The organism is Martinezella paranaensis, assembly GCF_014200235.1.
Classification (GTDB): Bacteria; Pseudomonadota; Alphaproteobacteria; order Rhizobiales; family Rhizobiaceae; genus Rhizobium; species Rhizobium paranaense.
The window spans coordinates 1-25808 of record NZ_JACHBI010000021.1; the positions used below are offsets into that span (position 1 = coordinate 1).

Consider the following 25808-nt stretch of genomic DNA (forward strand, 5'->3'; position numbering starts at 1 on the left):
GATCGGGCTTATAGACCCCCCACCCGAACATAGTCAACACCCTCTCTGTAAAAATTCTGACATTTTTGTAAGTGACTGATTTTGTTGGGGGATTTGTAGGGAGATGGAGAGGAAGGCTTCGATCACCGGTGAAACCGGCGAAAAATATTGTCCAACCGGTCAAAATTTTCGGTTTTTGGCAGAGATCTGCCGTTCGGACCCGGCATAGATAATCGCATTTCGCCGTCCGGAAGCCAATTCATGGTTAATCAATCCTTGCGGCCTGGGACGGGGCTTAAGCCTTATTATCTAGGCCAGGTCTCATAAAAACCAATATTTTACATGAGATTTCTGCTATATAAGAAGGTGGGAGGACACCATGGAAACAACAAGACCAGAGAGCATCGTCGAAGTCAGCGTCGACAGCGCCACCGGACGGAGGGCGCTCGGCATCATGAATATGCGCCAGGCACTGGATCTGCCTGACCTGCCGAGCTTCACCTATACCCATCCGGACCCGAAAAAGGCCGCCGCAGGCATCGTCGTTAGCCGGGAGGAACTGAAGCGCTTCCTCACCCGTCATTGAGCGGTAACGCGACAGATGGCACGGATCGCGCACTCACGCGCGAACTCTTTGCTGTACCTTAATTCAGGCAGCCACCCGACCGCTTGTTGCAAGCGGCAAAAGCACGATGGCATTGAGCCCGCCGCCATCACGATCCTCCAGGCAAAGCCCGCCATTGTGCGCATCCAGGATCTGTCGGACGATCGTCAGCCCCAAACCACTCCCGCCGAGATCGCGATTGCGCGATTCCTCCAGACGAACGAAGGGTTCGAGCACATCCTTGCGCCGCTCCATCGGAATGCCTGGGCCGCGGTCGCCGATAATGATGGCAGCGTGATCGTCGCGGCGCTCGATGCAAATATCGGCCCTGCCGCCATAGCGCAGCGCATTGTCAATCAGATTGTCCAGCACCCGGGCCAGCGCGGTCTGCGGCACCGTCACCGCCAATTCTCTCCCCAGCGGCGAAAACGAGACGAGGTCCGGTCCATCCTGGCGCTCGGCGACAAGCGCGCAAACGGCCACATTAAGATCGGCGATATCCCTTCCTCCGGAAACGACGGTGCTACGGGCAAGGCCCAGCGCCTCTTCCACAAGGCGCTGCATGGCCTCGATATCGGCGATCGCCCGCTCGCGATGCGGCGTGTCCGGCATCATCTCCATACGCAGACGAAAGCGGGTGAGATAGGTTCTGAGATCATGAGAGATCGCCCCGAGGATCAGGGTGCGGTTGTTGATCAAGGCAGCGATGCGCAATTGCATGCCGTTGATGGCGCGGATCAGCATGCGCAGCTCGCAGGCGCCCCGCTCCGGAATATCGATCGGCTGCAGGCCCTTTCCGATGGAATTGACGGTGCGTGACAGCCTGGTCAGCGGCCGCGTCTCGCGCGCCACGGCGCAGACGGCGATCACCGCCACCAGCACGCCGAGAAGTCCGGCCATGAAGCCCACCGGCACGCCGCGCAGCCGCACCGTCGGCGTATCGGCCAGGCTGAAGACGGCAACCTTGCCGCCGGCAACGCCGATCGACACTTCTATCGTTCGGTCGGGAGCACCGACTGAAAACCAACCCTGCGGTCGTTCCGGGAGAGAGCGTAAGCTGAAATAACGATCGCCAAACGCCATGTTGGCAAACTCACGGGCCAGTGTGCGGCCGAGAGTGAGATCGGCTGCATCATTTTGCGCGGGCGCTGCGGCATCGACCAGGCGCAGATCGAGACCAGTGGCGTTCAGCGCCCGCGCGGCCTGCTCCTGCGCCTCGGGCTGAATGGCATCGAGGAGGCGCATCGCCGACTTGACCTGCATCGCCGGCGATAGCTGGTGGTTGAGCGGCAAGTCCGGTTTCAAACTGGCGGCGACGAAGGCGGCGAGCTGGATGATGAACAGCGCCACGGCAACGATCATGATGATGCGGGAAACGAGGCCGAGTTTCAGCATGGTTCAGACATCCCTCACATCGACGGTCAGCAGGTAGCCGGCATTGCGGACAGTGGTGATGACCTGCGCGCCATCGGGCAAATAATGCGCAAGCTTGGTGCGCAGGCGCGAGACAGTCACGTCGATGGTGCGATCGAAGGGATCGGCGCCACGGCCGCGCGTCCAGTCGAGCAGTTGGTCGCGCGACAGCACCCGGCGCGGCCGTTCCAGGAAGCAGACGAGCAGATCGAACTCCGCGGTCGTCAGGCGCACCGGACCCTCGCCTTCGATCTCGATCGCCCTGCCGTCGAGATCGACGATGAGGCCCGCAAAACTCTTGCGCCGGCGCGGGCCGCTGCCCTCCTCGGGTCGTTCGGGACCGGAGCGGCGCAGGATGGCGCGGATGCGCGCCAAGAGCTCGCGCGGATTGAAGGGTTTGCCGAGATAATCGTCGGCGCCCATTTCAAGGCCGAGAATGCGGTCGATATCATCGGACTTCGCAGTCAGCATCAGGATCGGCACCTGGCTGCGCGCCCGTATGCGGCGGCAGGCCGACAACCCATCTTCGCCCGGCAGCATCAGGTCGAGAATGATGAGATCGGGAAAACCTCTCGCGAGTGCGCGATCCATGGCGGCGGCGCTTTCGACCGCCTCGACAGCAAACCCTTCGCGGCTCAGGAACTCCTCCAGAAGCGCCCGAATTTCGCGGTCGTCCTCGACCAGAAGAAGCGATGCACAAACCATGACGCATCCATGCGAGGCGAAGGGCGGTTTTGACAACAAGGAAACGGCCGGTGATACAAACTGTAACAAATTTCCGCCGTTCTGAAAAATTCCGGCAACAGAGGCCATGCAGGTTTCGCCGCGACGGCCCCCTCCGGAGCGGGCGGCGACAGCTACCCCGGCGCCGCCGCACCCGACCCATCGCCGCTCCGGCCCGCCGGCAGGGCTCGCGTTGACAAGGCGCGAGCCCTGTCTCTCCTGTGTGTTTCCCTTTGCTGCGATTTGCGTCGCGACGTTCCCCGTGCGAAGGATTGGCCTCGTGCTTTATCGGGCCGATACGCCTAACCATCGACACAACAAGGACGAGGCAACGGGGTGAGCCAAAGGCATGCACCGCAGAGATCAGGCAAGGGGGCGAAAGGCCGGCCGGAGGCTGAAGGCAAGCGCGTAACGCTGCCGCGGGCGCTGTCGAAGCTCGGCTATTGCTCGCGCACCCAGGCCGAAGCATTGATCGCTGCCGGCCGCGTTACAGTCGACGGCCGCAAGATCACCGATCCGGCCGCCTGGATCGATCTCGACCGGGCGCGGATTGCCGTCGGCGGCGTCGAGATCGCAGCAGAAAAGCAGCTTTATTTCATGCTGAACAAGCCGCGCGGGCTGGTGACGACACGCGACGATCCCGAGGGCCGGCCGACGGTCTATGACTGTCTGAAGGATATCGACGCCCGACATTTGGCACCGGTCGGACGGCTGGACAAGGCAAGCGAAGGGCTGCTTCTCTTCACCAATGACACCGTGTTGGCGCAGGTGTTGCTCGATCCCGTCACCCATGTGAGCAAGATCTATCATGTCCAGGTCAACCGCATCATGGACCAAGAACTCCTGAGCCGCATGGAACGTGGAATCATTGACGATGGGGAGCTTCTGACCGCCATCTCCGCCCGCCTGCTGCGCAGCGGTGACCGCAATGCCTGGATCGAGGTCGAGCTCAAGGAGGGGCGCAACCGGCAGATCCGGCGGATGCTGGAGGTGCTCGACATCGAATGCCTGCGACTGGTGCGCGTCGCTTTTGGCGATATCGCGCTCGGCGATCTTCCGAAAGGCGCGGTCCGGGCGCTGACGGAGGCGGAAATTCTCGGGCTTCGCCGCCGTGCGGGCTTGGAAAAGAAGGGGCGAAATGGGCTGAAGGCGGGACGCAATGCAGCCTCATGATTTCTGGCAGGAAATCCATCCGCCGCAAAGCTTTGATGCAAGCGGCGAGTTCCGCGATTTCTATGTGGCGGAGCTGCCCGACAGGCGGCAAATGCGTCTGCCGATCCGTGTGCTGGCCGATGGCGACCACGCGCTGGCCTCGCTGATCATCAATCAGGCCAGTTTTTCCGTGCAGGAGGCGCTGGCCGAAGCGCTAGCCGCACGCATCGCGATACATGATGTCGATGTTGTCGCCGGGCTGCCAACGCTCGGGCTGACGCTAGCAAGCGCGGTTGCCCGTGCTCTCGGCCATCAGCGTTATGTTCCGCTCGGCACCTCGCGCAAATTCTGGTATCGCGAGGATCTGTCGGTTTCGCTGTCCTCCATCACCACGCCGAACCAGGAGAAGCGGCTTTATATCGATCCGCGCATGCTGCCGCTTCTGCAAGGAAAGCGGGTTGGGCTGATCGACGACGTGATCTCGAGCGGCGCCTCCATCGTCTCCGGCCTGGAGCTTTTGGCGGCATGCGGCATCGAGCCTGTCGTGATCGGGGTGGCCATGCTGCAATCCGAGCGCTGGCGGGAGCGGGTCGATGCCACCGGCATGCCGTGGAACGGGCGGATCGTCGGCGTTTTTTCGACGCCGATCCTCGAAAGGAGCGGAAACGGCGGTTGGCGCAGGCCTGCCTGACGGCGGTCTCGCCGGGGCTGTACAGAACCGGCCGGCTGGTTCATTCTGGGTCTTAGCGAATCTCCGGGGCCCGCCCATGACGTTCGAACAAGCATCCCTGCTGATCCTTCTGGGCCTGATGCTGGCGCTGTTTTGTCTTGACCGTTTCCGGATCGAGGTCATCTCGATCGCCGGGCTGCTTGCGGGATACGCGCTGGGCCTCTATTCGTCAGAGGGGGTGTTTTCCGGCCTCGCGAGCCCGGTCGTGATCACCGTGATCGAAATCCTGCTGATCGTGCAGGTGCTGGCACGGGCGCAGCTTTTCGGCGCGCTGGCGGACCGCTTGCTTGCCGCAGATCCGCCGTCCTTTGTGATCATCGGAGCTCTCTCCGGACTGACGGCTTTCATCTCGATCTTCATGAACAATATCGGCGCCTATGCCATCGCGCTGCCGGTGGCGCTGCGCATCGCCGACGTCACCGCCATTCCACGGCGACAATTGCTGATCCCCATTTCGTTTTCAGCACTACTCGGCGGATTGGTGTCGCTGATCGGCACGCCGGCTAACCTTCTGGTCAGCGACGCGCTGCTCAGGGCGACGGGACGCGGCTTCCATTTTTTCGACTTCGCCTATGTCGGCCTGCCGGTTGCCGTGGTCGGCGTGATTGTGATTGCCGCGACCGTTCCGCGGTTGTTTCCCAGATCGAGTGAGGAAGATGCAGTCCCCGGCCGGACCGTGGACCGGCAGATGATCGCGGAACGCCGGATACCGCATGGCTCCCCCTTGGTCGGGCAGCGCCTGGTGGACTGCCGTCGGGCTTTCGGTATCCAGCCGTATGCGCTGATCCGCGGCAGCCGCTTTGCCTCTCCTGCCGAAAGCACCGTGATCGAGGCCGGCGACATTCTGCTTGCCGAAGGGCCGGACGTGCTGTTCGACAGGCTTTCGGCCAAGGGCGTACTGATGCTCGAATCCCATCCCGATCCCTACGGGTCCGATTTCATTCGCAGCGAAGCGGTGGTCATGCCGCAAAGCACTTTGATCGGCTCGCGCGTCCAATCGCTGGACGTTTTCCGGTCGCGGGGGGTCGCGATCACCGGGCTTTCCATGCGCTCGCCGCGCATCGAAGGCCGTTTCGACGATCTTACGCTTTCGATCGGCGATATCCTCAAGCTGGAAGGGCCGAAGCATGCTATCGCTGAGGCGCTGGAAGAATGCGAATGCCTGCCGCTGGCCGCAAGCTACGACCACACGCCGCCGTTGCGCTCCTTCTGGCCGCTTCTGCTTTTTGCCTGCGGCGTGCTTGCCGCTGCTACCGGCCTGCTTCGCCCGGAGATCGCCTTTGCAGGCGTCATCCTGGCGATGGCCCTGTTGAACTTCATCAATCTGCGCGCTGCGATCGCCGATCTCAACTGGCCGATCATCATTATGCTGGCGGCGATGATCCCGCTCGGTACGGCAGTGGCGACATCGGGGACGGCGGAGATGCTGGCGGGCGGGCTCGGCGCCATCGTGCCGATCGAACGGCCGGGTTTCGGCGTCGCGCTCATCCTGTTTCTGGCGATGGTGATCACGCCTTTCGTCAACAACGCCACCGTCGCCATCGTGCTGACGCCGATCGCCTTCGAACTGGCGGCCAAGGCGGGGCATTCCGCCAATGCCTATCTAATTGCGGTTGCGGCCGGTGCCTCGCTCGATTTCATCACGCCGTTCGGTCATCATAACAATACGCTGACCATGAGCATCGGCAGCTATCGTTTCACCGACTTCCTGCGCGCCGGCTGGCTGTTGACCATTGTCAGCTATGGCCTGGCACTGGCCTTGATCGGTTGGTTCTGGATTTGAGCGCAGCCGCGCTTAACCGATGACGATAATCCCGTCCGAAAATCGATTCCGATTTCTGGTATTATGCGTTAAGGGTCCAACCATGAAGCATCCGCAGGGCGGATGCACGAGCCTGCTGGTGACCAAGTTGCGAATTCTCTCCGAAGCCCATTTTCCGGAACTGCCCAATTATTACCGCGGCAAGGTGCGCGAGAATTATGACCTGCCGGACGGGAGCCGCATCATCATCAGCACCGATCGGCTGAGCGCCTTCGACCGCATCCTCACCTGCATCCCATATAAAGGACAGGTACTGACGCAGACGGCGCGCTACTGGTTCGAGGCGACGAAGGACATCTGCCCGAACCACGTCATCGCCTATCCCGATCCCAATGTGGTCGTCGGCAAGCGGCTAAACATCCTGCCGGTGGAGGTTGTCGTGCGCGGCTATCTCGCCGGCACCACCGGCACCTCTATCCTGACGCTCTATAAGAAGGGTCAGCGCGAGATGTACGGCATCACCCTGCCGGACGGCATGCGCGACAATCAGATCCTGCCGGAGCCGATCATCACGCCGACCAGCAAGGAATTCGACGGCGGCCATGACGAACCGCTGACGCCGGCGCAGATCGTCGAGCGAGGGCTTTTGACGAGGGAGCAATGGCAGACATTGTCTGATTACGCGCTGGCCTTGTTCGCCCGCGGCCAGGAGCTTGCCCTCAAGCGGGGGCTGATCCTCGTCGACACCAAATATGAGTTCGGCACCGACGAAAACGGCAACATCCTTCTCGCCGACGAAATCCATACGCCGGACAGCAGCCGCTACTGGTTGGCCGACAGTTACCAAGAGAGCTTCGAAAAGGGCGCGCGCCCTGCAAGTTTCGACAAGGATTTCGTCCGCGCCTGGGTGAGCGAGCGGTGCGATCCTTATAAGGACGAGATACCCGAAATTCCGCTCGATCTGATCGAACAGACCTCGAAGGTGTACATCCGCGCTTACGAAGCGATTACGGCTACGCCCTTCGTTCCCGACGACCGCGGTGCAACACCGCGCGACCGGGTTCGCGCAAGCCTCTCCCATTACTTCCCATAACGAACCGTCCGAATGGTCATTTAGCCGTGCACCTGCACGGAATGACCGCCCCAGAGTTGCGTCGGATCTCGAATCCTTAACCATTCACTGCTTTAAGTAGCAATGGGTAGGGTATGTTTTTTGCAACACTTCATAATTTTTTTACCGGAACCCCCCTATTTGTCATGTTCCCACACGTGTTCCGCCGCGAAAAATCGCAAAAGGCACTGTGCTATTGCAAACTTGTTGATAGATTGACGCCGAATGCTTCGGCTCGTTTGATTGGTATTGCGTAGACAGAAGCGCCGACACACATGGGGTCACGTTGACTCCGTAAGATAGTGACCATGTAAAATGAATTGTGGGATAATGTGATGGTATCCATTCGTACTGCCGCCCCCGCCCTGCTGCTTCTTCTGGCAGGTTGCGTCAGCGGCCCCGATCATAAGCCACCGGAAATGCCCCTCGCGGGCAAGTTCTCGGAGGGCGGTACGAAGATCAATAGCGACGTCTCGAGTTCGCAATGGTGGACAGCCTTCGGCGATAGGAAGCTGAACACCTTGGTTGAGCAGGGACTTGCAGAAAACCTCAACATCCAGCAGTCGCTGGAACGCATCAATCAGGCCCAGGCCAATGTTGTTTCCGCCGCCGCCGGCGGGCTGCCGAGCCTCCTCGTGCAAGGCGGTAATACGACCAGCGGCGAGAAGGGCGGATTGCGCACGCAAACCGAAACGCGAAACACCACCAGCGGCGATCTCACGGCTTCGTGGCTGCTCGACCTCTGGGGCCAATACCGCCGCGCCAAGGAAAGCGCCAATGCATCGCTGGATGCGGCCTATTCCAACGTCGACGTCGCTCGCCTGACCTATCTGCAGGATCTGGCAAACAGCTACGTCAATGTCCGCCTCTATCAGGCCCGCATTTCTATCGCGCAGGATAACCTGAGGTCTCGCCGCGAGACGCTCGCATTGACCAAGTTCCAGCTTGATGCCGGTGCTGCTTCCCGCCTCGACGTCGTCCAGGCTGAAGGTCTCGTCAACCAGACGCTTTCGACAATTCCGAGCCTCGAAATTAGCTACCGGCAGGCGGTGCATCATATCGCAACGCTGCTCAACGTACCGTCGCAGACCATTATCGCCCAGTTGCAGAGCGGCGGTAACCAGCCGGTATTCCGCGGCCGTGTCGATTCGGGTGTCCCGGCGGATCTCATCCGCAACCGGCCCGACATCCGTGTCGCCGAGCGTAACCTTGCTGCTGCAACCGCACAGATCGGCGTAGCGGAAGCCCAGCTCTTCCCGACGATCACGCTCGGTGGTTCGATTTCGCCGTCCTACATTCACACGAAGTCCATCAGCGGCAGCCTGACGACCTGGTCGTTCGGCCCAAGCCTGTCGCTGCCGATCTTCGATGGCGGCACCTTGCGCGCCAACGTCAAGAGCGCCGAATCTAGCAGCCGCGAACAGTATATCGTCTGGAAGCAAACGGTGCTGTCTGGTGTCGAACAGGTCGAAAACGCCCTGTCGGCCGTTAGCCGCGATGCGCAGACGGTTTCCGCACTGCGGGCGCAGGTGAAGTCCTATCAGGAAGCCCTCGAACTCTCGACGGCAAGCTATAAGGACGGCGCCTCTTCGCTGCTCGACGTTCTCGACGCACAGCGCAACGTTTCGGATGCGCAGAACAGCCTTGCCCAGGCTGTCTCACAGAGTGCCATCGATTACATCTCTCTGAACGTCAATATCGGCGCCGGTTATGTTCCGGCCAAAAAGGCAATCGTTGCCGCAGCACCTGCCAAGGTCGTCAAGGTCGCTGCCAAGAAGACCGTCAACTAAACAGACCGCCCGGCTTCGTCGGGCGCTTTTCATAAGAACCGCCGCGGGCAACCGCGGCGGTTTTTCTTTGGTCGGAAAAATGGGATCAAATTAAAAATGGCGCGCTCCGCTTCCGCAAAGCACGCCACCAGACAGCCAATAAACAAAAAGGCCGGAGCGAACCGGCCTTTCGTCATCCACCCTCACATCAGTGCCAGTACATCCGTGGTCAAAGGGAAGGTGGAACTGCAGCCAGATTGATCGCGAAAGGTTAACACAAGGTCAACGTCACTTCCGCAATCTCCATGGAATGAAAACGGCTCGCTTTGAAGCGCGCCCGCCATTCTCCGGCTGCCTGACTGCACACCATATCGGGTGACAAGGTGGCGATTTCAAGGCCGGTGAAAATTATTCTCTTCGCCATATTACTGGAGAACGCGGCAATTCGCTCACTAAAGCCATGGTAACCCTCAAGATAATAAGTAGGCCTTTATAAAAATTAATACAAATTTTGAGAGTTTTACCCGTATTCGTTCAACCTGCATTCATGCAAACTCTCCTAAAACTGCTGAAAAGATTGGAAGAATAGCGCCGGACCTAACCAAATCCCGTGATTGCGCTAACTTTCATCTTATCGAAACTGGAAACGGCATGCCGGGTCCTGTAACCGCACCACATGTCCCTTGCCGGAGATGTCGGGCAAGCGGACAACAGCAATCAGCGCAGTCGCCGCCCGATCCCATCCTGCCGGCGACGCGCGAAGGAGAGCATTGATGAGACATAAGCTTCTTGCCGCAATTGCGCTGACCGCATTCGTTGCGACACCGGCGATCGCGGAAGCCGCAGAGGGTTTTGCCACCGCCAACGTCAATATGCGGTCCGGCCCGAGCACGCAGTATCCGGCAGTGACCAGAATCCCCGTCGGCACACCGCTGGAGATCAACGGCTGCCTCAACGAAACACCGTGGTGCGACGTCTCCTTCTTCGGCGGCCGTGGCTGGGTCGCCGGTCAGTACATTCAGGCAACCTATCAATCGCGCCGGATCTATGTCGGACCGCAATATTACCGGCCGCTCGGCATTCCGACCATCACCTTCAACTTCGACGACTATTGGGATCGCTATTACCGTGGCCGCGACTTTTACCGCGACCGCGATCGCTGGCGGCGCGGGCCGGGCTGGGGCTACCGCCGTCCGGATGCGAATTGGGACCAGCGTCCTTATCGTAACCCCGGTTGGGATGACGGCTCAGACAGCAACTGGGATCGCCGTCCGTACCGAAACCGCGATTGGGGCGACCAGCAGGATAATGAGGACTGGCGCCGCCAGCGAGACCGCAATCGCGACTGGGGCGGACAACAGGACAATAACCAGGACTGGGGCGGCGGTCAGGACCGTCGGCGCGACGACAACCGCCAGGGCGATCAGCAACGCCGGCCGCCACCGCAGCAACAACCGCAGCAGCAACAGCCGCGACCGCAGCCACAACCACAACAGGGGCAGAACAATCCACGGCCGAATGCCGGTTCGCCAGGGCCATACAGCCCCGACCATGTCGACCCCTGCCCGGTTACGCAACCTGATTGCCGCATGACGCCAAGAGGCTCCAACCGGTAATCGCTGACGTGACAGCAATATGATTAGGCCAGCGACCCCGCGTCGCTGGCCTTTCGCGTTGCGCACTTATGCCTGGAAATCGCCGAACCATCGGTATGGCGGCGAAACCGGGATCAATGATGTCAGGAAGAACGCGCATTCGGAGTTGCGCGACAGCGGCCGGCCTTCGCCGGCTCGGAAGATTGAGTAATCAGGCGGCGTCGATGCGCCGCGCTGCCTCAATGGGTTTTCAAATGCGCCTCGCGCGTCGCGGAAATGAACATTTCACGCGCCTCTTCGGCGGATTTCCGTCCGTCGATCGCAGCTCGGCAGACGCTTCTCGCAGCCACATAAAGCGGACCACGCCGATCTGGCCAGAGGTTGGCCATGCAATTCAGGGCCTCGGAAGGGCCGGTCACTATCTGGAAGCTGCCATGGGCGAAACCGATCTCGATCGGGTTGCTCCATTTGATGTGTCGCATGAATACTCCTCCTCACGCGCTACCAAGTGCCTGGGACCGCCCTCCAAGACGGTCACATAACTCCACTATAACCTCAATCAGAGCATTCGAAAATATGGAACATTCAAGCACATTTCATAGAATCAAAACGATTCAAAAGAGGTAAATTCGCCGGCCACATGGAGTAGCCGGCGACTCAGGGAGTTTCACGTAAGGATAAAGTTTTTAATAGGCATAAAGTTCCAGCGAGACCAAAGGTCGTTTTCTCGCAAACGGGGCGATATGCGTATTTCTACAATCTGGAATTAAGGGATGAGCCTCGGCCGGTAGCACCATAGATCGGGTGAGCCGTTTGATGATTTCTTCATGCTGCCTGTCAGATGCTTTCACTTCTCGCGTGCAATCCGCTTCGCATCATCGGCCGAGAAGCCGGCCCGGCGAGCGAGCCGCTCCAATCCAAAAATCCGGTCAAGCTGATCGATCAGCCATAATTCAAAGCGTTTCCACACGATAAGGCCTCCCCCGCAATGGACCAACCGGTCGCAGCGGTCCACGATGAACGTCGGTTCGGCCTGTCCACCCGCTCTAACGAAACAGCCTCTAGCGAAACAGTGGGGGCCTCTGCGCGTTCGACAGCAGCTCCTGCTTGGTGGCGAAGTCGCCGAACAGCTTCTTCAGCCGCAGTTCCTCTTCCTTGCAAATCCGATGGCGCCGCACGAAATCCTCGACACTCCAGACTTCCCGCAGCTTATTTTCGCCGACTTTCTCGAAGTTGATATGTGAACTCATTTGCTCGCCCTCTTATTTTATGAAGAGAGAATGCACGAGAAAAACAAAAGTTCCTTGAACAAACCCGTTGTGGATGGACGAATGCTGCCGCTGCGATCGGTTAAAGATGTTTTTAATCCCTCCTTAAATCGCCGCATTTACAGTTCACCCGGGCTTTAATGCCCAGGCGATGCGAGCGCGGGGGACGAGCGGGCGCGTGACAGCCCAACATCAGACATCGGCATATGGAACCATCGGGGGTACGACCGGTCCGCAATGGCAGGCAAAAGCAGATCAGGCCAGAGGATAGAACCCTCGTTTTCAAGCGGCAACGAACGCAGCGATGATGGTTTCAGCGCGGGCGAGCGGATTGCCGGCGGCGGGCGTTCTTCCGGTCGCGGCGAGGACCCTCTGCCGGACAGACCGCGCCGCTCCAAAAAACGGCGTAAGCAGCCGCGTCGCGAGCGTGGCGGTGGCTTTTTCGGCTTCGTCCGCTCGGTGATCTATTGGGGTATCGTACTCTGCATCTGGGCCGGCATCGGCGCCGCGGGTCTCGTGGTCTATTACGGATCGCGCATGCCGAACGCCAGCACCTGGGCCATTCCCGACCGGCCGCCGAACGTCAAGATCGCCGATCTCGGCGGCAGCATCATCGCCAATCGCGGCGCGACCGGCGGCGAAGCTCTGACGCTGAGCGATATGTCGCCCTATATTCCCAAGGCGATCGTCGCCATCGAGGATCGCCGCTTCTATTCGCATTTCGGCTTCGATCCGATCGGCCTTGGCCGTGCAGTGGTGACGAACGTGCTGACCGGCCATGCCGTGCAGGGCGGCTCGACGCTGACACAGCAGCTCGCCAAGAACCTCTTCCTGTCGCCGGAGCGCACGCTGGAGCGCAAGGTGCAGGAAGTGCTGCTCGCCATCTGGCTGGAGCACAAGTACACCAAGGACCAGATCCTTACGATGTACCTGAACCGCGTCTACTTCGGCGCGAATGCCTATGGCGTTGAGGCGGCGGCACAACGTTACTTCAACAAGTCGGCCCGCGACGTCAATCTCGGCGAAGCAGCCATGCTCGCCGGCCTCGTCAAGGCGCCGTCGAAGCTGTCGCCCGCCCGCGATCCCGCCGCAGCCGAGGCTCGCGCCCAGCTCGTGCTGCAGGCGATGCGCGATCAGGGCTTCATCAGCGAAGCCGATATCAAGACGGCGATGTCGCAGCCGCCGACGCACGCGACGAGCTATTGGAGCGGCGCGCAGAACTATGTCGCTGATATGGTCATGGACCAGCTTCCCGGCCTGATCGGCGGCGCCGTCAAAGAGGATCTGACCGTCGACACCACGATCGACATGTCGCTGGAGCAGAAGGCCGAACAGGCGCTCAACGATGTGCTTGCCAAGGACGGTAAGAAACTCAACGCTTCGCAAGCCTCCCTCGTCTCCGTCGACGCAACGGGCGCGATCCGCGCATTGGTGGGTGGCCGGGACTATGCGCAGAGCCAGTTCAACCGCGCCGTCACCGCCAAGCGCCAGCCGGGCTCAGCCTTCAAGCCTTTCGTCTATACCGCGGCACTGGAGATGGGCCTGACGCCGAACTCCATCCGCAACGACGTGCCGGTGAAAATCGGCAATTGGGCGCCGGAGAATTACGAGCAGAAATATAGCGGGCCGGTAACGCTCGCCACGGCCGTAGCCCATTCGCTGAACACGGTGGCCGCCCAGCTTGCGACCGAAGTAGGACCGGAGCAGGTGGTCAAGGTCGCGCATCGGCTGGGCATCGAATCCGACCTGCAGGCCAATGCCTCGATCGCACTCGGCACGTCGGAAGTCTCGCTGCTGGAGCTGACCTCGGCCTATGCCTCCTTCATGAACGGCGGCTACAAGGCGACACCACACGTTATCGCCAAGGTGACGACCGCCTCCGGCAAGGTGCTCTATCAGGCAAATTTCGACAATCCACCGCAGGTCCTGAATCCTGATGTCGTCACCAACATGAATGCGATGATGGCCGGCGTCATCAACTTCGGAACCGGCAAGGCCGCCCGCATTCCCGGCTGGCAGGCGGCGGGCAAGAGCGGCACGACGCAATCCTTCCGCGATGCGCTGTTCGTCGGCTTCACCAGCCATCTGACGACAGGCGTCTGGTTCGGCAATGACGACGGCAAATCGATGAAGAAGGTAACGGGCGGCGGACTGCCGGCCAAGGCCTGGAAAGAATTCATGGTCGCCGCCCATAAGGGCCTGACGCCGACCCCGATCTTCGGCGGCGGCCAGATCATCGACAACGGCCTGCCGGTGGCGGAAGCCCAGCCGAACACCGACCAGCAGACGACGATCGGCGCCATCATCTCCGGCAGCGATGACGGCCAGGGCGCGCAGCAGCAGAGCCAGCCCATGATCCGGCAGCGCCCGGCGCAGCAACCGATCCAGCAGCAGCAACCCGTCAACCAGGCCGCGATGAACGACGATCCCGAGGATCTGCCGCCCGTGGGCCTTGCCGACAACAATCCTTACAGCTCGGACCGGTACGACGACGATATCCCGCCTGCCGATATCGGCGATCCCGGCCCGACGACGGCGACGGTCCGGCGGCACCGCTCCTCGCTTCTCGACATCATCCTGGGGCAATAAGAAGCGATTCTCAGCATTGCCGCTTGCATGGCCGGGTCAAGGCTGATCTGATAGATGGTCGCGCAAATTCCGCAGGCTCCCCGCCTCGATGGGACACTGTGGAATTTGGACGACAAACCATTCGTTTTGCTGGATTCCGGGTGATTTCCTGCCTTGCAGTCAGTAAAACCGCTACTTATATACGCGGCATCACCGCAGTCATGGCTGCGCAATCCTCAAGACCATCCCGTAAGGGGCTGTCAATGGAATGCCTGACAGGGGTTCCGATAGCTTGCTTCAAGGAGAGAATGACATGGCAAAAGTAATTGGTATCGACCTTGGAACCACGAATTCCTGCGTCGCCGTCATGGACGGTAAGGACGCGAAAGTGATCGAGAATGCCGAAGGCGCCCGCACCACCCCCTCAATGGTAGCCTTCACGGACGACAGTGAACGCCTCGTCGGCCAGCCGGCGAAGCGCCAGGCGGTCACCAACCCCACCAATACCCTCTTCGCTGTCAAGCGCCTGATCGGCCGCCGCTACGAAGATCCGACCGTCGAGAAGGACAAGCATCTCGTTCCTTTCAACATCGTTCGCGGCGACAATGGCGATGCCTGGGTCGAAGCGCAGGGTAAGGGCTATTCGCCCGCACAAGTTTCCGCAATGATCCTTCAGAAGATGAAGGAAACCGCCGAATCCTATCTCGGCGAAAAGGTCGAAAAGGCCGTCATCACCGTTCCCGCTTACTTCAACGACGCGCAGCGCCAGGCAACCAAGGATGCCGGCAGGATCGCCGGTCTTGAAGTTCTGCGCATCATCAACGAGCCGACGGCTGCTGCACTCGCTTACGGCCTCGACAAGAAGGACGGCAAGACGATCGCTGTCTACGACCTTGGCGGCGGCACCTTCGATATCTCGATCCTGGAAATCGGCGACGGCGTCTTCGAAGTGAAGTCGACCAACGGCGATACCTTCCTCGGCGGTGAAGACTTCGACATGCGTCTCGTCGAATATCTCGTTGCCGAATTCAAGAAGGACAACGGCATCGACCTCAAGGGCGACAAGCTCGCTCTGCAGCGCCTGAAGGAAGCTGCTGAAAAGGCCAAGATCGAACTATCCTCTTCGCAGCAGACCGAAATCAACCTGCCCTTCATCACGGCAGACGCCACCGGTCCGAAGCACCTGACGCTGAAGCTGACCCGCGCCAAGCTGGAAAGCCTGGTCGACGATCTCGTGCAGCGCACGATCGCTCCCTGCAAGGCAGCGCTCAAGGATGCCGGCGTTACCGCCGCTGAAATCGACGAAGTCGTTCTCGTCGGCGGCATGAGCCGCATGCCGAAGGTGCAGGAAATCGTCAAGCAACTGTTCGGCAAGGAGCCGCACAAGGGCGTCAACCCGGATGAAGTCGTCGCACTCGGCGCCGCCATCCAGGCCGGCGTTCTGCAGGGCGACGTCAAGGACGTTCTGCTGCTCGACGTGACCCCGCTGTCTCTCGGCATCGAAACGCTGGGCGGCGTCTTCACCCGTCTGATCGAGCGTAACACGACGATCCCGACGAAGAAGTCGCAGACCTTCTCGACCGCCGACGACAACCAGTCGGCCGTGACCATCCGCGTTTCGCAGGGCGAGCGCGAAATGGCTGCCGACAACAAGTTGCTCGGCCAATTCGACCTCGTTGGCCTGCCGCCGGCTCCGCGTGGTGTTCCGCAGATCGAAGTCACCTTCGATATCGACGCCAACGGCATCGTCCAGGTTTCGGCCAAGGACAAGGGCACGGGCAAGGAACAGCAGATCCGCATCCAGGCTTCGGGCGGCCTCTCTGACGCCGACATCGAAAAGATGGTCAAGGATGCCGAAGCGCACGCTGCCGAAGACAAGAAGCGCCGCGAAGGCGTGGAAGCCAAGAACCAGGCCGAAAGCCTGATCCACTCCAGCGAGAAGTCGCTGAAGGATTATGGCGACAAGGTAACCGAAGCGGACCGCAACGCGATCTCCGATGCGATTGCAGCACTGAAGGCGGCAACCGAAGCTTCCGAGCCCGATGCCGAAGACATCAAGGCCAAGACCCAGACCCTCATGGAAGTTTCCATGAAACTCGGCCAAGCGATCTATGAGTCCCAGCAGGCGGAAGGCTCTACCGCTGATGCCTCGGCAGGTGGCAAGGACGATGTCGTCGACGCCGACTACGAGGAAATCAAGGACGAGGACGACCGCAAGCGGTCGGCATAATCGCAAACCTTAACTGGTTTTGCGGAAACTCAGATCCGGCTGCCTTAGGGCAGCCGGAAATCCATTTCCGGGGTCTATTCCTTAATGGCAAAAGCGGACTTTTACGACACGTTGGGTGTCGCCAGAACGGCAGACGAGAAAGAGCTGAAAAGCGCTTTTCGCAAGCTGGCGATGAAATTTCATCCGGACAAGAACCCGGAGGATAAGGACGCCGAGCGAAAGTTCAAGGAAATCAACGAAGCCTACGAGACGCTCAAGGATCCGCAGAAGCGCGCGGCCTATGATCGCTATGGCCATGCTGCCTTCGAACATGGCGGCATGGGCGGCGGCGGCGGTTTTGGTGGCGGCGGCTTCGGCGGCGGTGGCTTCTCCGATATTTTCGAAGATATTTTCGGCGAGATGATGGGTGGCGGACGCTCGCGCGGGCGTTCTTCCGGCGGTCGCGAACGCGGCGCCGATCTTCGCTACAACATGGAAATCTCGCTCGAAGAGGCCTTCACCGGCAAGACGGCGCAGATTCGCGTGCCGACCTCCATCACATGCGACGTCTGCTCCGGTTCCGGCGCCAAGCCGGGCACGCAGCCGAAGACCTGCGGTACTTGCCAGGGTGCCGGCCGCGTACGGGCCGCACAGGGTTTCTTCTCGGTCGAGCGCACCTGTCCGACCTGCCATGGCCGCGGCCAGATCATTCCCGATCCCTGCACCAAATGCCACGGTCAGGGCCGCGTGACCGAAGAGCGTTCGCTTTCGGTCAACATCCCGGCCGGCATCGAGGATGGCACGCGCATCCGCCTGCAGGGCGAAGGCGAAGCCGGCCTGCGTGGCGGGCCTTCGGGCGATCTCTATATCTTCCTCTCCGTCAAGCCGCATGAATTCTTCCAGCGCGATGGGGCCGATCTCTATTGTGCTGTGCCGATCTCGATGACGACGGCTGCCCTTGGGGGCACTTTCGACGTCGCAACACTCGACGGCACGAAATCGCGCGTCACCGTTCCCGAAGGCACGCAGGTCGGCAAGCAATTCCGCCTGAAGGCCAAGGGCATGCCGGTGCTGCGCTCCAGCCAGGTCGGCGATCTCTACATTCAGATCCAGATCGAAACGCCGCAAAAGCTCACCAAGCGCCAGCGCGAGCTGCTGCAGGAATTCGAGCAGATCTCCTCGAAGGACAACAATCCCGAATCAACGGGCTTTTTTGCCCGCATGAAGGATTTCTTCGACACGTTCAGCGACTAAGCGGCGAATCACATTGCTTCACGTGAAACCGGCCGATGATTCGGCCGGCCACTAACTCACATATTGTGGAATCCAGGCGGGCTGCGCGTCAGATGATGACGCGCTCGATCTTTCAGTTTGCGAGTTTCAGCAGCCACGCATCGTGGTTCTGAAGGAACATCTTGAGGCGATCTCCGTAGTTGTCCATTACGGCGTCCTTGACGCTTTGCCGGGCAGCAAGAGACGCACGCCAGAACCTGACGCGCGGCAGCTCAGCGAATATGCCAGTCGCAGCGATGATATCGAACACATCGAAATAGCGGAAAATCGGCGCAAACACAGCATCGACGAGGCTGAATGCAGTGCCGGCGAAGAACGGCCCCTCACCCAATTGTGCTTCCACACGCGCGAATTTGTCGACCAGCGCCGTACGCTTGACCTCATAGGTTTGGGCATCCTTGGCAGTCTCGAATCCCCATAGGTCCGAGAGGATGGAGGAACCAAATTCGATCCACCCGCGATGCCGGGCACGCGTGAGCGGATCGGCGGGATGTAGCGGACCGCCAGGTTGGGTCTCCTCCAGGTATTCGCAGATGACGGCACTCTCGAAGAGGACCGCGTCAGTACCATCATCCTGACGTATGATCAGCAGGGGCACCTTGCCAAGAGGGGAAATTGCAAGAAACCAGTCGGGTTTTGCCGCCAGATCGACATAGCGACGCTCGAACGGCACGCCTTTTTCGGCAAGCGCGATGGCGGCGCGTTGGACGTAGGGGCAAAGGTGATGGCTGATGAGGGTCAGCTTGGCGTCGGACATCGTATAGCTCCTTCTGTGAATCAGCGAATTGGAAGTGAGGATCGGAGCGCGCAAGGCCCGTCGCCGAACAGGAATTGCGCAATGGACAGCAGCACGACGCCGGGGTCTGTCAGGCGATGCTGGGTCATGAAAAGGTCTCCGCTCGAGATAGATGTAATTGCATCTATATAAGAGCTTGCCTTATCGGTCAATGTAGATGTAATTGCATCTATGTCCGATTGTTCAGATACCACAGCCCCACGGCCATCAACCGCGATCACGCGGGCATGGGTACGCCTCATGCGTGCGCAACAACTTGTTTTTGCAGCAATCGAACGGGACTTGAAGACAGCCGACTTGCCGCCGCTCGGCTGGTATGACGTTCTGCTCGAGCTGTCGCGAGCCGAAGATGGCAAGTTGCGCCCTTATGAGATCGAGCAGCGTACACTCCTGGCGCAACACAACCTTTCCCGCCTTCTCGACAGAATGGAGAGGGCCAACCTTGTTCAGCGCGAAGTATTTATTGACGATGGTCGGGGCCGCTGGGTCATTGTTACAGATGCCGGTCGTGCCATACAGGCCCGCATGTGGACCGTCTATGCCTCGGCGCTCCAACGCCATGTGGGTGACAAGCTGGATGATGCCCGAGCCGACCAATTGGCCGATTTGCTGGCCGCGTTGTCGCGAAATCCCGATGCGCCGCGATAAAATCGGCCGACCTATGCGTGCGATCGATAGGCGCGCTCTTTCGGAGGGCGGGAATGGCGATGGCGGGCGGCTCTTGCGCTTATGCATCGTTCGGCATAGCTCTCTGGCCAGAACGAATCCGGATGCCCGATGCCGCACAAGGTTTTCATCTCGCGCCTGAAGCTGACCGACTTCCGCAATTATGCGGCGGCGTCGCTTGCGCTTGACGAGCGGCATGTGGTGCTGACCGGCGATAACGGCGCCGGCAAGACCAATCTGATGGAGGCAATCTCCTTCCTTTCACCCGGGCGCGGGCTGCGGCGCGCGGCTTATGCGGATGTCACCCGCGTCGACGCATCGGGCGGCTTTTCGATCTTCGCCGAGCTTGATGGCATGGACGGCGAAGTCGAGATCGGCACCGGTGTCGACGCGACCGACGAGACGACGGCACGCAAGCTCCGGATCAACGGCACACCGGCCAAGACCGCGGATGAGTTGACCGACCATTTGCGCGTGCTCTGGCTGACGCCGTCCATGGACGGGCTGTTCACTGGCGGCTCCTCCGAACGGCGCCGTTTCCTCGACCGGCTGGTGCTGTCGCTCGATCCGGCACATGGCCGCCGCGCCAGCGATTTCGAGCGCGCCATGCGCAGCCGCAACAAACTGCTTGGCGAAGGCCGATTCGATCCGTCCTGGCTTGCCGGCATCGAGGAGCAAATGGCGAGCCTCGGCATCGCCATGGCGCTTGCCCGGCAGGAAATGCTCGGCCTTCTCTCGCGGCTGATCGCCGAATCGCGTGAAGCAACGCCCTTTCCATCAGCCGCGCTTGAACTCTCCGGCTTTCTTGATGGGCAATTCGATCGCCCCGCCGTCGATCTCGAGGACAGTTATGCCGAAATGCTGCGCGAGGGACGTTATCGCGACGCGGCCGCCGGGCGCACGCTTGACGGCCCGCACCGCGCCGATCTTCTGGTACGTCATCGTGAGAAAGGTATGGAGGCGGAGCGTTGCTCGACGGGCGAACAGAAAGCGCTACTCGTCGGCCTTGTCCTCGCCCATGCCCGCCTCGTCGGCAACCTGACTGGCCATGCACCGATCCTGCTGCTCGATGAAATCGCTGCGCATCTGGACGAAGGCCGGCGCGCCGCCCTCTTCGACCTGATCGACGGGCTCGGCGGCCAGGCCTTCATGACTGGCACCGACAAGGCGATGTTTTCCGCGCTTGGCGAGCGCGCGCAATTCTTTACCGTCGCGCATGGCGGCATTACGAAATCCTAGCGCCTCCTCCGCCGCAATTGTGATAGGCTCGCTCGCATGGATCCTTTGAGCTCAGACGAAATCGCCCGCTATCACCGCCATATCCTCTTGCCCGAGGTCGGCGGCGCCGGTCAGCAAAGATTGAAGGCGGCACGCGTGCTGGTCATCGGCGCCGGCGGCCTTGGTACGCCGGTGCTGCAATATCTCGCCGCCGCCGGTGTCGGCACGCTCGGTATTGCCGATGACGATCGTGTTTCGCTTTCCAACCTGCAGCGGCAGGTGATTCACGATACGGGGACGATCGGCGAGTTGAAGACGCAGAGCGCGGCGGATGCGATCGCCCGCCTCAATCCGCATGTGCATACTATCCGTTTCGAGGAACGGTTCAGCCCCGATACCGCGACGCGACATCTTGCCGGTTTCGACCTTGTCATCGATGGCTCCGACAATTTCGACACGCGCTATGCCGCTGCCGATGCGACCGAGGCGGCGCGCCTGCCGCTCGTGACCGGCGCAGTCGGACGCTTCGACGGGTCCGTGACGACGCTGAAACCCTATGAGAATGACGCCGACGGCCTGCCCAATCCGCGCTATCGCGATCTCTTCCCGGCACCGCCGCCGGAGGGCCTTATCCCCGCCTGCGCCGAGGCTGGCGTCATCGGCGCCTTGACCGGCGTCATCGGCACGCTGATGGCAATGGAGGCGATCAAGCTCATCACCGGCATCGGCGAACCGCTCATCGGCCGGCTGCTGCTCTATGACGGGCTTGCCGCCCGCTTCGAGACTGTCCGTTATCGCCGCAAGCGCTCCAGGGCCGCGGCGGAATAATGACCGATATCATTCTTCAGCGTCTCGACGACAGCTTCGACCGCTGGGACGAGTTGCTTGCGCTCATTCTCGCCTCCTTCGCCTATATGAACGGGCGGATCGATCCGCCCTCGTCAGCGCTGTCGCTGACCTCGCAATCGCTCAGGGAAAAGGCAAAGAACGAAATCGCCTATGTGGCCTTCGAAGACAATCGATTAGCCGGCTGCACATTCTGCCGTCCGGAACCGGATAGCCTCTATATCGGCAAGCTCGCGGTCCTACCGGCCGCGCAGGGCAAGGGGATCGGCAGGCGCTTGCTGAGGCTCGCGGAGAGGACTGCGCGGGAGCGTGGACTCGGTGCGCTGCGGCTGGAAACGCGAGTCGAACTGACCGGCAATCACACTACCTTTGCCAACTGGGGATTCCAGAAAACCGCCGAGGCCCGCCATGCCGGCTTCGATCGCACCACGTCGATCGAGATGCGGAAGATCCTGATTTAGCTCAGCGAAATGGCAAAACGCGGTTCGGTGGGCGATGGCCGTCGATGAAGGCGCGGATGTTGATGATGACCTTGTCGCCCATGTCGATGCGGCTTTCGAGCGTGGCCGAACTCATATGCGGCAGCAGCACCACCTTGCCCTCGTTGGCGAGCTTTACCAGCTTCGGATTGACGGCCGGTTCGTTCTCGAAGACGTCGAGACCGGCGCCGGCGATCTTGCCTTCGCGCAGGATCTTGATCAGCGCCGTTTCGTCGATGACATCGCCGCGCGCCGTGTTGACGATATAGCTGGTCGGCTGCAGCAGCGCGAGCCGGCGCGCCGAAATCAGATGGAAGGTCGCGGGCGTAGATGGGCAGTTGACGGAAACGATATCGACGCGGGCAAGCATCTGATCGAGGCTGTCCCAATAGGTCGCCTCCAGCTCGTCTTCGGTCGTTATGCTGACACGCTTGCGGTTGTGATAGTGGATCGACAGGCCGAAAGCCTTGGCACGGCGGGCGACGGCGGTGCCGATACGGCCCATGCCGACGATGCCGATACGCTTGCCGTGAATCCGGCGGCCGAGCATCCAGGTGGGCGACCAGCCGGCCCATTCGCCGGGCTTGTCCGTCAGCACGCGCGCACCTTCGGCGAGACGTCGCGGCACGGCGAGGATCAATGCCATGGTCATGTCGGCCGTGTCTTCGGTCAGAACGTTCGGCGTGTTGGTGACCGTGATGCCCCGACGAGCGGCGGCTTCGATGTCGATATGGTCGGTACCATTGGAAAAGCTGGCGATCAGCTTCATCTGTGGCCCGGCTTCCTCGATCAGCGCAGCATCGATGCGGTCGGTGACGGTCGGCACCAGCACATCGGCGGACCGGACGGCCTCGACAAGCTCAGCCTGGGTACGCGGCGTATCGTCAATGTTGAGCTCGGCATCGAAGAGTTCGCGCATCCGCGTCTCCACCGCATCCGGCAGTTTGCGCGTGATATAGACCTTCGGTTTTTTCTTCGTCGTCATGGCGACCGGCGATGCCTTGTTCAGATGTTCTTAACCAAGAAGCAGGATAATTTTCCCGTTCCGGGCATTTCTACCAGACCCGCAGGCGAAGACAAACAAAACTCGCGCGCGAGGCGCAGGGATTTGCCGATGACCGGAACAAAAAAGTCGCCTGACGGCGTCTTGGTCATGATGAGCGAACGGAAATCCAATGCGTGGCAAAATCCTGAAGTCCTGCGCTGCTTTTGCGATCGGCCTGATGATGGCCGGCGCCACCGCCGATCTTGCCGCGGCCCAGGCCGCCAAGGGACCGAGCGGATTACCGCTGCCGAGGTTCGTCACCTTGAAGTCGAAGCGCGTCAACCTGCGCGTCGGCCCCAGCGGGGACTACGCCGTGTCGTGGCTCTATCTCAAGCAGGGATTGCCGGTCGAGATCATTCAGGAATATGACAATTGGCGCCGCGTGCGTGACGCCGACGGCACCGAAGGCTGGGTCAACCAGTCCTTGCTCTCCGGCCAGCGCTCGGCCATCGCCGCGCCGTGGATGAAGGGCAAGGGCAAGGCGGTCTTCGTCAACATGCGCCGCGACGCGCAGCCGTCGAGCACCGTCATTGCCAAGCTCCAGCCGGGCGTGATGATGAATATCCGCGAATGCACTGGCGACTGGTGCCTGGCGACCGCCGACGGCACCGAAGGCTGGGTGGCGCAATCCGAAATCTGGGGCGCCTACCCCGGTGAAGCCTTCAAGTAAAAGAAAGCCCCGCAAGGCTCCATGGCAGCCGCGACCGCGTGATTTTTTCGATGCGGTGATGCATCGGTATCCAGGGCAGGGAACGGTGCTCGTGGACTATTTGTTCGGGAATCTCGGCATTGCCATCGTCCTGTTTGCATCGACGAATGTGGACGATATTTTTATCCTGCTCGGATTTTTTGCCGACCGTAAATTCCGCGCCCGGCAAATTGTCCTCGGCCAATATCTGGGCATTGCCACTCTTTGTGGCGTAAGCGCCGTTGCCTCCCTGATCTCTCTCGTTGTTCCCGCCGCCTATATCGGCCTTCTCGGCTTGGTGCCGATCTTCCTCGGTTTGAAGAAGCTATGGGCGTTGCGGCAAGGCCGTGAAGAAGAGGATGATCCGGAAGACCATGAGAAGGCGTCAATCGGGCATGGCAATATCATTGCCGTCGCGGCGGTGACGATTGCGAATGGCGGCGATAATATCAGCATCTACACTCCGCTCTTCGCCACGCGCACGATCGATGAGATCGCCATCATCGCCATTGTTTTTGCGCTGATGACGGCCTTGTGGCTGGCCGCCGCGCACTTCCTCGTCAATCACCCGACGATCGGCGCCCCGATCAGACGTTATGGACATCTGATAGTGCCGTTCGTCCTCATGGGCCTTGGAATACTCATTCTCCATGAGGCCGGAACCATAGAGTTCCTTGGCCGCCTTTAATGCCAAACCAAAAAAGCCGCCCGCAATGATCTGCTGCAAGCGGCTTTCGAAGTCAGCACCAGCAATGAGTGCGGCTATTTAGAGAAGCCCCGTCTCCTTGGCCGCTTCCGACAGCGACCGCATCGGCCGTGGGCCGATCTGCTCGATGACGATGGCTGCCGCGAGGTTGCCGAGCTTGCCGCAATCTTCGAGGCTGCGATTCTGCGTATAGCCGAAGAGGAAGCCAGCGGCGAAAAGATCGCCGGCGCCGGTCGTATCGACGCGCTCTTCGATCGGATGGGCATCGACGACATAGCGTTCGTCGCCGCGTACGATCACGGCGCCATCCTTGCCTATGGTGACGGCTGCGATCTTGCAATCGCCCGCAATCAGCTTCAACGCTTTCTCGAAATCGTCCGTCTCGTACAGCGAAAGGGCTTCATCGCGATTGGCGAAAACGATATCGACGGTGCCCGAGCGCATGAGATCGAGGAATTCCTCGCGATAACGGCCGACGCAGAAGCTGTCGGACAGGGTCATCGACATTTCGCGGCCATTGGCATGGGCGATGCGGGCGCACTCGCGAATCGCTTCCTTTGCGCGCGGCGGATCCCAGAGATAGCCTTCGAAATAGGTGACTTTGGCGGCGGCGACGACATCTTCCTCGACATCTTCCGGGCCAAGCTCGACACAGGCGCCGAGATAGGTGTTCATCGAACGCTCGCCATCCTCGGTGACGAAGATCATGGAACGGGCGGTCGGCGGGAACGTGCCCTTCGGCTTGGTTTCGTAGTGCACGCCCTGGGCGCGGATGTCGTGGGCGAAGATTTCGCCCAACTGATCTTCCGCAACCTTGCCGAAATAGGCTGCCCTGCCGCCAAAATTCGCAACACCTGCCGCCGTATTGCCGGCACTGCCGCCGGAGGCTTCGAGCGCCGGACCCATGCGCGAATAGAGCAGTTCGGCACGATCGGCATCGATGAGATTCATCGCGGCCTTGGTGATCTTGTTGTCGATCAGGAATTGATCGTTGCAGCGGGAGATAATGTCGACGATAGCGTTGCCAACGGTCAGTACATCGAAACGAGTCATCAAAAAGGGGGTCCCCGGTATTGGTGATAGCCGGTATCCGGTATTAGCGGTTTTTCCGAAGTTTGGAAGGAAAATCGGTTGCTCGCGCGGTAACTAAATCTCAACCAGTCATTTGCTTGTCACTTTCCATCTGTA

The 25808-nt window shown here is 60.5% G+C and carries 25 protein-coding genes; 16 read left to right on the forward strand and 9 right to left on the reverse strand.

The genetic code is table 11. The features are described from left to right. Positions 1-358 precede the first annotated feature (358 nt). Complete coding sequence (locus GGD50_RS29755; protein WP_104821562.1) at positions 359-565, forward strand: hypothetical protein; 207 nt, start codon at positions 359-361, stop codon at positions 563-565. 63 nt (positions 566-628) lie between these two features. Here the strand turns inward: GGD50_RS29755 and GGD50_RS29760 are convergent, their stop codons facing one another. Both GGD50_RS29760 and GGD50_RS29765 read right to left on the reverse strand, forming a co-directional pair. After that, positions 629-1978: an ATP-binding protein gene (locus GGD50_RS29760; RefSeq protein ID WP_107106499.1), complete on the reverse strand. Its 1350-nt coding sequence runs from the start codon at positions 1976-1978 to the stop codon at positions 629-631. A 3-nt stretch (positions 1979-1981) separates the two neighbouring features. Continuing rightward, entirely contained in the window at positions 1982-2701 is a 720-nt protein-coding gene (locus GGD50_RS29765; protein ID WP_107106498.1) for a response regulator, read from the reverse strand. Positions 2702-3055: 354 nt separating this feature from the next. On the opposite strand from GGD50_RS29765, the gene GGD50_RS29770 reads away from it, so the two are divergent. The 6 genes from GGD50_RS29770 to GGD50_RS29795 all read left to right on the forward strand — a co-directional run bounded on the left by GGD50_RS29770 (position 3056) and on the right by GGD50_RS29795 (position 10859). After that, complete coding sequence (locus GGD50_RS29770; protein ID WP_107106497.1) at positions 3056-3892, forward strand: pseudouridine synthase; 837 nt, start codon at positions 3056-3058, stop codon at positions 3890-3892. Beyond that, positions 3879-4562, forward strand: coding sequence for a phosphoribosyltransferase (locus GGD50_RS29775; protein ID WP_107106496.1), 684 nt, complete (start codon positions 3879-3881; stop codon positions 4560-4562). Before GGD50_RS29770 ends, GGD50_RS29775 begins: the two co-directional genes overlap by 14 nt. Positions 4563-4638: 76 nt before the next feature. Then, entirely contained in the window at positions 4639-6384 is a 1746-nt protein-coding gene (locus tag GGD50_RS29780) for an SLC13 family permease (protein WP_107106495.1), read from the forward strand. 127 nt (positions 6385-6511) lie between these two features. Continuing rightward, positions 6512-7456: a phosphoribosylaminoimidazolesuccinocarboxamide synthase gene (locus GGD50_RS29785; protein WP_107106615.1), complete on the forward strand. Its 945-nt coding sequence runs from the start codon at positions 6512-6514 to the stop codon at positions 7454-7456. A 353-nt stretch (positions 7457-7809) separates the two neighbouring features. Further along, positions 7810-9264 (forward strand): efflux transporter outer membrane subunit, encoded by a 1455-nt coding sequence (locus GGD50_RS29790; RefSeq protein WP_107106494.1) that lies wholly within the window; start codon positions 7810-7812, stop codon positions 9262-9264. Positions 9265-10016: 752 nt separating this feature from the next. After that, positions 10017-10859, forward strand: coding sequence for an SH3 domain-containing protein (locus tag GGD50_RS29795; protein WP_107106493.1), 843 nt, complete (start codon positions 10017-10019; stop codon positions 10857-10859). A 218-nt stretch (positions 10860-11077) separates the two neighbouring features. Here the strand turns inward: GGD50_RS29795 and GGD50_RS29800 are convergent, their stop codons facing one another. From GGD50_RS29800 to GGD50_RS29805, 3 genes are all read right to left on the reverse strand, one after another. After that, the gene (locus tag GGD50_RS29800; protein WP_107106492.1) at positions 11078-11320 is read right to left on the reverse strand and encodes a DUF982 domain-containing protein; all 243 of its coding nucleotides are present in this window, start codon (positions 11318-11320) and stop codon (positions 11078-11080) included. A gap of 365 nt (positions 11321-11685) precedes the next feature. Continuing rightward, entirely contained in the window at positions 11686-11808 is a 123-nt protein-coding gene (locus tag GGD50_RS33300; RefSeq protein ID WP_260303263.1) for a hypothetical protein, read from the reverse strand. A gap of 91 nt (positions 11809-11899) precedes the next feature. Continuing rightward, positions 11900-12088 carry a hypothetical protein gene (locus GGD50_RS29805; protein ID WP_107106491.1) on the reverse strand — a complete coding sequence of 63 codons (189 nt, stop codon included), beginning with the start codon at positions 12086-12088 and terminating at the stop codon, positions 11900-11902. A gap of 255 nt (positions 12089-12343) precedes the next feature. Here GGD50_RS29805 and GGD50_RS29810 point away from each other — a divergent pair, with 255 nt between their 5' ends. The 3 genes from GGD50_RS29810 (at position 12344) to dnaJ (ending at position 18137) form a co-directional block, all read left to right on the forward strand. Next, entirely contained in the window at positions 12344-14695 is a 2352-nt protein-coding gene (locus GGD50_RS29810) for a transglycosylase domain-containing protein (RefSeq protein WP_107106490.1), read from the forward strand. 292 nt (positions 14696-14987) lie between these two features. After that, entirely contained in the window at positions 14988-16904 is a 1917-nt protein-coding gene (gene dnaK / locus GGD50_RS29815) for a molecular chaperone DnaK (RefSeq protein WP_107106489.1), read from the forward strand. Between the two features lie 84 nt (positions 16905-16988). Then, the gene (dnaJ, locus tag GGD50_RS29820) at positions 16989-18137 is read left to right on the forward strand and encodes a molecular chaperone DnaJ (RefSeq protein WP_107106488.1); all 1149 of its coding nucleotides are present in this window, start codon (positions 16989-16991) and stop codon (positions 18135-18137) included. 112 nt (positions 18138-18249) lie between these two features. Here dnaJ and GGD50_RS29825 read toward each other — a convergent pair whose 3' ends face one another. After that, on the reverse strand, positions 18250-18933 hold the full coding sequence (locus GGD50_RS29825) for a glutathione S-transferase family protein (RefSeq protein ID WP_107106487.1): 684 nt from the start codon (positions 18931-18933) through the stop codon (positions 18250-18252). A 210-nt stretch (positions 18934-19143) separates the two neighbouring features. On the opposite strand from GGD50_RS29825, the gene GGD50_RS29830 reads away from it, so the two are divergent. The 4 genes from GGD50_RS29830 (at position 19144) to GGD50_RS29845 (ending at position 22163) form a co-directional block, all read left to right on the forward strand. After that, entirely contained in the window at positions 19144-19620 is a 477-nt protein-coding gene (locus GGD50_RS29830) for a MarR family winged helix-turn-helix transcriptional regulator (RefSeq protein ID WP_107106486.1), read from the forward strand. 129 nt (positions 19621-19749) lie between these two features. After that, the gene (gene recF, locus GGD50_RS29835) at positions 19750-20877 is read left to right on the forward strand and encodes a DNA replication/repair protein RecF (protein ID WP_107106485.1); all 1128 of its coding nucleotides are present in this window, start codon (positions 19750-19752) and stop codon (positions 20875-20877) included. Positions 20878-20913: 36 nt separating this feature from the next. Beyond that, the gene (locus GGD50_RS29840; protein WP_107106484.1) at positions 20914-21684 is read left to right on the forward strand and encodes a molybdopterin-synthase adenylyltransferase MoeB; all 771 of its coding nucleotides are present in this window, start codon (positions 20914-20916) and stop codon (positions 21682-21684) included. Between the two features lie 8 nt (positions 21685-21692). Continuing rightward, positions 21693-22163, forward strand: coding sequence for a GNAT family N-acetyltransferase (locus GGD50_RS29845; protein WP_181315983.1), 471 nt, complete (start codon positions 21693-21695; stop codon positions 22161-22163). 1 nt (position 22164) lies between these two features. Here the strand turns inward: GGD50_RS29845 and GGD50_RS29850 are convergent, their stop codons facing one another. Both GGD50_RS29850 and GGD50_RS29855 read right to left on the reverse strand, forming a co-directional pair. Next, complete coding sequence (locus GGD50_RS29850; protein WP_107106482.1) at positions 22165-23166, reverse strand: 2-hydroxyacid dehydrogenase; 1002 nt, start codon at positions 23164-23166, stop codon at positions 22165-22167. Positions 23167-23186: 20 nt separating this feature from the next. Next, positions 23187-23357, reverse strand: coding sequence for a hypothetical protein (locus GGD50_RS29855; protein ID WP_210203673.1), 171 nt, complete (start codon positions 23355-23357; stop codon positions 23187-23189). On the opposite strand from GGD50_RS29855, the gene GGD50_RS29860 reads away from it, so the two are divergent. Both GGD50_RS29860 and GGD50_RS29865 read left to right on the forward strand, forming a co-directional pair. After that, positions 23357-23896 (forward strand): SH3 domain-containing protein, encoded by a 540-nt coding sequence (locus GGD50_RS29860; protein ID WP_107106481.1) that lies wholly within the window; start codon positions 23357-23359, stop codon positions 23894-23896. The genes GGD50_RS29855 and GGD50_RS29860 overlap by 1 nt on opposite strands. A gap of 91 nt (positions 23897-23987) precedes the next feature. Further along, positions 23988-24602, forward strand: a complete 615-nt coding sequence (locus GGD50_RS29865; RefSeq protein ID WP_245407395.1) for a cadmium resistance transporter — start codon at positions 23988-23990, stop codon at positions 24600-24602. A 78-nt stretch (positions 24603-24680) separates the two neighbouring features. On the opposite strand, the gene GGD50_RS29870 is transcribed toward GGD50_RS29865, so the two are convergent. Continuing rightward, complete coding sequence (locus tag GGD50_RS29870; protein WP_107106479.1) at positions 24681-25673, reverse strand: adenosine kinase; 993 nt, start codon at positions 25671-25673, stop codon at positions 24681-24683. Between the last annotated feature and the right edge of the window lie 135 nt (positions 25674-25808).